The sequence below is a fragment of the Corynebacterium sp. MSK039 genome, from assembly GCF_030232315.1.
Taxonomy (GTDB): domain Bacteria; phylum Actinomycetota; class Actinomycetes; order Mycobacteriales; family Mycobacteriaceae; genus Corynebacterium.
On record NZ_JASPJL010000034.1, the window covers coordinates 1 to 1,023 of the forward strand.

General features: G+C 53.6%; 1 rRNA gene. It reads left to right on the forward strand.

Annotation, left to right across the window (positions count from 1 at the left end):
* Window positions 1-1,023: ribosomal RNA gene (locus tag QP997_RS09695) — 23S ribosomal RNA — on the forward strand; the annotation flags it as partial.

Below are 1,023 nucleotides of genomic sequence, written 5' to 3' on the forward strand. Positions count from 1 at the left end.
TTGAAGGTGCGGGGTAACCCAGTGCTGGAGGTTATGCGAGTGAGAATGCAGGCATGAGTAGCGAATGATGAGTGGGAAACTCATCCGCCGGATGACTAAGGGTTCCTGGGTCAAGTTAATCTTCCCAGGGTGAGTCGGGGCCTAAGGCGAGGCCGACAGGCGTAGTCGATGGTTAACGGGTTGATATTCCCGTACCCGTATGTGTGCGACCAATGGTGAAGCAGTGATACTAACCGCCCTGAACGATGCTTCATGCACTTTGTGTGTGTTGTGTTGGGATGCGTGGGACCTGATCTGTTGTAGTCAAGCGATGGGGTGACGCAGGAAGGTAGCCGAGCCACTGATTGGATTGTGGTGTAAGCGTGTGGCCCGCTGTATTGGTAAATCCGTACAGCTTGTGGGTGAGGCGTGATGCGTACCCGTTTGTGGGGATGTTGGTGATCCTATGCTGTCGAGAAAAGCCTCTAGTGAGTGCATGTATGGCCCGTACCGTAAACCGACACAGGTGGTCAGGTAGAGAATACTAAGGCGATCGGGTGAACTGTGGTTAAGGAATTCGGCAAAATGCCCCCGTAACTTCGGGAGAAGGGGGGCCACTGCTGGTGAACGACGTGTTGAGCTGGTGGTGGTCGCAGAGAGTAGAGGGAAGCGACTGTTTACTAAAAACACAGGTCCGTGCGAAGACGGGTAAGTCGATGTATACGGACTGACGCCTGCCCGGTGCTGGAAGGTTAAGAGGACCCGTTAGGTCACGTTGTGGTCGAAGCGGAGAATTTAAGCCCCAGTAAACGGCGGTGGTAACTATAACCATCCTAAGGTAGCGAAATTCCTTGTCGGGTAAGTTCCGACCTGCACGAATGGCGTAACGACTTCTCTGCTGTCTCAACCACAGGCCCGGCGAAATTGCAGTACGAGTAAAGATGCTCGTTACGCGCGGCAGGACGAAAAGACCCCGGGACCTTCACTATAGCTTGGTATTGGTGTTCGGTTCGGTTTGTGTAGGATAGGTGGGAGACTGTGAAG